Source organism: Actinomycetospora sp., from assembly GCF_055612215.1.
In genome coordinates, this window is the sequence record NZ_JBVPVA010000453.1 from 1 (window position 1) to 4,303 (window position 4,303).

Below are 4,303 nucleotides of genomic sequence, written 5' to 3' on the forward strand. Positions count from 1 at the left end.
ACAGCCTGTCCGGCCGCGGCGCGGCGGGGGAGGGGGCTTCTACCTAGGTGGCTCCGCCACGTGAGCCCCTATCGGCGTGCTCCTCTGATTCCGTGTCATATAGGGCGGATTAGTGCTCACGAGGCGTAGCCACCTAGGCTCGCGACCATGGGTTCCGCGCTCGCCGACCAGGTCTCGTCCCGCCTCGACCGGGCCCGCCGGGCGGCCGCCCAGGCCGGCGTCGACGCCCTCGTCGTCACCCCCGGGCCGGATCTCCAGTACCTCGCCGGGGTCGTCAAGCACTCCCACGAGCGGCTCTCGGCGCTCGTGCTCCCGACCCACGACGAGGCCGCGTTCGTCGTCCCCCGCCTCGAGCGGCCGGGGCTCGACGGCACCGGGGTCGACCAGGCCGGCATCCGCGTCCTGGACTGGGTCGACGGCGAGGACCCGCACGGCCTGGTCGCGGCCTGCCTGGACGGGGTGAAGCGGGTCGCGGTCGCCTCCGACATGCCCGCGCTGCACGTGCTCGGCCTGCGCGACGCGCTGCCGCTGGCCACGCAGGAGCTCGCCACCGGCGTGCTGCGCGAGCTGCGGATGCGCAAGGACCCGGCCGAGGTCGAGTACCTGCGCCGGGCCGGCGCGGCCATCGACGCGGTCCACGCCCAGGTCCCGGGCTGGCTGCGCGCCGGCCGCACCGAGGCCGAGGTCGGCGCGGACATCACGGCCGGGATCGTCGCGGCGGGGCACAGCGAGGCGGCCTTCGTCATCGTCGGGTCGGGCCCGAACGGGGCCAGCCCCCACCACGAGGTCTCCGAGCGCGTGATCGAGGCCGGCGACGTCGTCGTCGTCGACATCGGCGGACCGCTGCCCGAGGGCTACAACTCCGACTGCACCCGCACCTACGTGGTGGGCGGGCCGACCGACGAGGTCACCGACGTCTACGCCGTGCTGCAGCGCGCGCAGGCCGCCGCCGTCGCCGCCGCCCGCCCCGGGGCCACGGCCGAGAGCGTCGACGAGGCCGCGCGCGCGATCATCCGCGACGCCGGGTACGGGGAGTACTTCGTGCACCGCACCGGGCACGGCATCGGGCTCGAGGTGCACGAGGAGCCCTACATCGTCGCCGGCAACGCGCTCACGCTCGAGCCGGGCATGGCCTTCTCCGTCGAGCCCGGGATCTACTTCCCCGAGCGCTGGGGCGCCCGGATCGAGGACATCGTCGTGATCACCGACGACGGGTGCGAGGCCGTCAACACCCGCCCGCACGAGCTCCTGTCGTGCTGAACCGGACCACCCGCGGACCGCGAGGGGAGGATTCGGTCGCTGTATCCGGCCGAGGGTTCCCCTCGCGCCGGGTGGTGACGGCGGCGCGCGCGGTCGGGGCGGTCGTCGCCGGGCTGGCGCTGTACGCGGCGTTCCCGCCGATGGGCTGGTGGTGGGCGGCGCCGCTCGGGATCGCGCTGCTGCTCGCGGTGGTCGACGGGCGCCGGGTGCGGGCCGCGTTCGGGTGGGGCGCGCTCGCGGCGCTGGCCTACCAGTACCCGCTGCTGCACTGGACCGGGACCTACGTGGGCGCGGTGTGGCTGGGCGCGCTGGCGGTCGTCGTGCTGGCCGTCGCGGTCCCGGTCGGCCTGGTGCCGCTGGTCGCGCGGCTGCCCGCGACGCCGCTGTGGGTCGCCTGCCTGTGGGTGGCGGGGGAGGCCGCGATCGAGCGGGTCCCGTGGGGCGGGTTCCCGTGGGCCAAGCTCGCCTTCGGCCAGGCCGGCGGTGCGTACGGGAAGCTCGCCGCACTCGGGGGCGCGCCGCTGGTGAGCTTCGCCGTCGTGCTCACCGGGGCGGGACTGTGGTCGCTGGCCAGGACGGCCCTGCGCCGCCCCGCGCCGGCCGGGCCGCACCCGCCGCGGCGGGCCCTCGGCGTCGTCGGCGCCCTCGTCGCCGTGCTGCTCGGCCCGCTCGCCGGCCTCGCCGTCCCGGCCCACCCGGCGGCCGAGCCCGGCGACCGGACGATCACCGTGGCCGCCGTGCAGGGCAACGTGCCCCGCGCCGGCCTGGACTTCGCGAGCCAGCGCCGCGCGGTCCTCGACAACCACGTCCGCGAGACCCGGGTGCTCGCCGCCGAGGTCGCGGCCGGCCGGCGCCCCCGCCCCGACCTCGTGATCTGGCCCGAGAACTCCTCGGACATCGATCCGTTCGCCAACGCCGACGCCCGCGCCGAGATCCAGGCGGTCACCGACGAGATCGGGGTGCCGGTCGTCGTCGGCGCCGTCCTGCGGGGCGTGCTGAACGCCGACGCCACCACCTACGTCGAGGGCCCCCGCAACGCCGCCGTCGTCTGGACCCCCCGCAGCCCCACCGGCGCCGGCGGCCCGACCGAGCAGTACGTCAAGCGCCACCTGCTGCCCTTCGGGGAGTACATCCCGCTGCGGGGCCTGGCCTCGCTGGTCTCCGACGACGTCTCCCGCGTCGTCGACTTCGCGCCCGGCACCGGGACCCCGACCCTCGACGCCGGGCCGGCCCGTCTCGGCGTCGCCACCTGCTACGAGGTGGTGTTCGACGACGACGTGCGCGACGCCGTCACCGCCGGCGCCGACCTGCTCACCGTCCCGACGAACAACGCCACCTTCGGCGAGACGGACATGACCTACCAGCAGCAGGGGATGAGCCGACTGCGGGCGATCGAGCACGACCGGGCCGTCGTCATCGCCGCCACCAGTGGACAGAGCGCGGTGATCGCGCCGGACGGCACGGTGCTGGACCGGACGGGCCCGCTCTACACGCCCGGCGTCCTGGTCGACCGCGTCCCGCTGCGCACCACGACCACGCTCGCCACCCGGCTCGGGCCCGGACCGGAGTGGGTGCTCGCCGCCCTCGGCGTCGCGGCCGCCGCCACGGGTGCGGTGCGCGGCCGACGCCGGACGGGAGGACCCACCACGACGACGCCCACGCCCCGGGAGACGACGGCGGTCGCCGGATGAGCGGGCGCGGCCCCGCCGCCGACGGCACGGGCGTGCTCGTCGTCGTGCCCACCTACGACGAGCGCGAGAACCTCCCGGGCCTCGTCGAGCGGGTCCTCGCGACGCTGCCCGGGGTGCGGCTGCTCGTGGTGGACGACGGCAGCCCCGACGGCACGGGTGACCTCGCCGACGACCTCGCGCGGGCCGACCCCCGCCTGTCGGTGCTGCACCACCGACCCCGGCGCGGACTCGGTGCCGCCTACGTCGACGCGTTCGCCCACGTCGTGGCCTCCCACCCCGCCGAGGAGATCGGGTGGGTCGTGCAGATGGACGCGGACGGGTCCCACGCCCCCGAGGACCTCCCCGCCCTGCTCGCGAGCGCGCGCACCGAGGGCGCGGACCTCGTGCTCGGGTCGCGCTACGTGCCGGGCGGGCGGATCGTCAACTGGCCCTGGTACCGCGACGCGCTCTCGCGCTCGGCCAACACCTACTCGCGGCGGGCACTGCGCCTGCCGGTCCGCGACGTGACCGGTGGGTTCCGGCTGTTCCGCCGCCGGGTGCTCGAGGAGGTCACCCGCGCCCCGGTGTCCTCCCAGGGCTACTGCTTCCAGGTCGACCTCGCGTTCCGCGTGCACCGCGGCGGGTTCGCCGTCCGCGAGGTCCCGATCACCTTCACCGAGCGCGTCGCGGGCGCCTCGAAGATGAGCGGGGCGGTGGTCCGCGAGGCGCTGTGGCGGATCACCGCCTGGGCCGTCCGCGACCGGCTGCGCGGTCGCGAGGTACCCCGGACACACGAAACCCCGCCGTCCTGAGGACGACGGGGTCGGTGCAGGTGGCGACTACGCGCTCTCGCTGCGGCGCTCCTTCAGGAGGCCGAGGCGCTCGTCGAGGAGCTCCTCGAGCTCGGGCACCGAACGGCGCTCGAGCAGCATGTCCCAGTGGGTGCGCGGGGGCTTGACCTTCTTCTGCTCGGGCTCGGTGCCGTCGATGCGCTTGCCCTCCTCGCCGTGGAGGCGGCACTCCCAGGTCACCGGGGCCTCGGCGTCGTCCGAGAACGGCACCTCGAAGTCGTGACCCTTCGGGCAGCGGTAGGCGAAGGCGCGGCGGGGGGCGAGGTCGTGGTCACGGTCGGTCTCGTAGCTGACGGCTCCGAGGCGACTCCCACGGAGGACGCGGTCGGCCATGAGTGCTGTCCTTTCCTCGACTGCATGCGCGCCGGACCCGGAGACATCCGGCCGGTGCTCCAGGTCCCAACGCCCGAGGGCGCCGGATCGTTCCCGCGACACCCGTCGGACACGTGGTCGTGACCCGGCTCACGCCCCTCGGCGTGCGTCATCGGTCGGTGACCCCTCGCCCATGTCGCTGCGTTCACA

Annotated in this window: 4 protein-coding genes; 3 read left to right on the forward strand and 1 reads right to left on the reverse strand. The window is 75.6% G+C overall.

Going from position 1 to position 4,303, the window contains the following annotated elements; translation table 11 throughout:
• The first annotated feature begins 147 nt into the window (after positions 1-147).
• From AC0CYZ_RS12670 to AC0CYZ_RS12680, 3 genes are all read left to right on the forward strand, one after another.
• Positions 148-1,260 (forward strand): M24 family metallopeptidase, encoded by a 1,113-nt coding sequence (locus AC0CYZ_RS12670; protein ID WP_472215799.1) that lies wholly within the window; start codon positions 148-150, stop codon positions 1,258-1,260.
• Positions 1,261-1,331: 71 nt separating this feature from the next.
• Positions 1,332-2,951 (forward strand): apolipoprotein N-acyltransferase, encoded by a 1,620-nt coding sequence (gene lnt / locus AC0CYZ_RS12675; protein WP_472215801.1) that lies wholly within the window; start codon positions 1,332-1,334, stop codon positions 2,949-2,951.
• Positions 2,948-3,742: a polyprenol monophosphomannose synthase gene (locus AC0CYZ_RS12680; protein WP_472215803.1), complete on the forward strand. Its 795-nt coding sequence runs from the start codon at positions 2,948-2,950 to the stop codon at positions 3,740-3,742. Before lnt ends, AC0CYZ_RS12680 begins: the two co-directional genes overlap by 4 nt.
• Positions 3,743-3,769: 27 nt before the next feature.
• On the opposite strand, the gene AC0CYZ_RS12685 is transcribed toward AC0CYZ_RS12680, so the two are convergent.
• Complete coding sequence (locus AC0CYZ_RS12685) at positions 3,770-4,114, reverse strand: RNA polymerase-binding protein RbpA (RefSeq protein ID WP_472215805.1); 345 nt, start codon at positions 4,112-4,114, stop codon at positions 3,770-3,772.
• Positions 4,115-4,303: the final 189 nt, after the last annotated feature.

What these genes read in the sequence shown, in the direction of transcription:
- AC0CYZ_RS12670 (WP_472215799.1), top strand. Translation starts at nt 148, where the DNA reads ATGGGTTCCGCGCTCGCCGACCAGGTCTCGTCCCGCCTCGACCGGGCC.
- AC0CYZ_RS12680 (WP_472215803.1), top strand. Translation starts at nt 2,948, where the DNA reads ATGAGCGGGCGCGGCCCCGCCGCCGACGGCACGGGCGTGCTCGTCGTC.
- AC0CYZ_RS12685 (WP_472215805.1), bottom strand. Translation starts at nt 4,114, where the DNA reads ATGGCCGACCGCGTCCTCCGTGGGAGTCGCCTCGGAGCCGTCAGCTAC.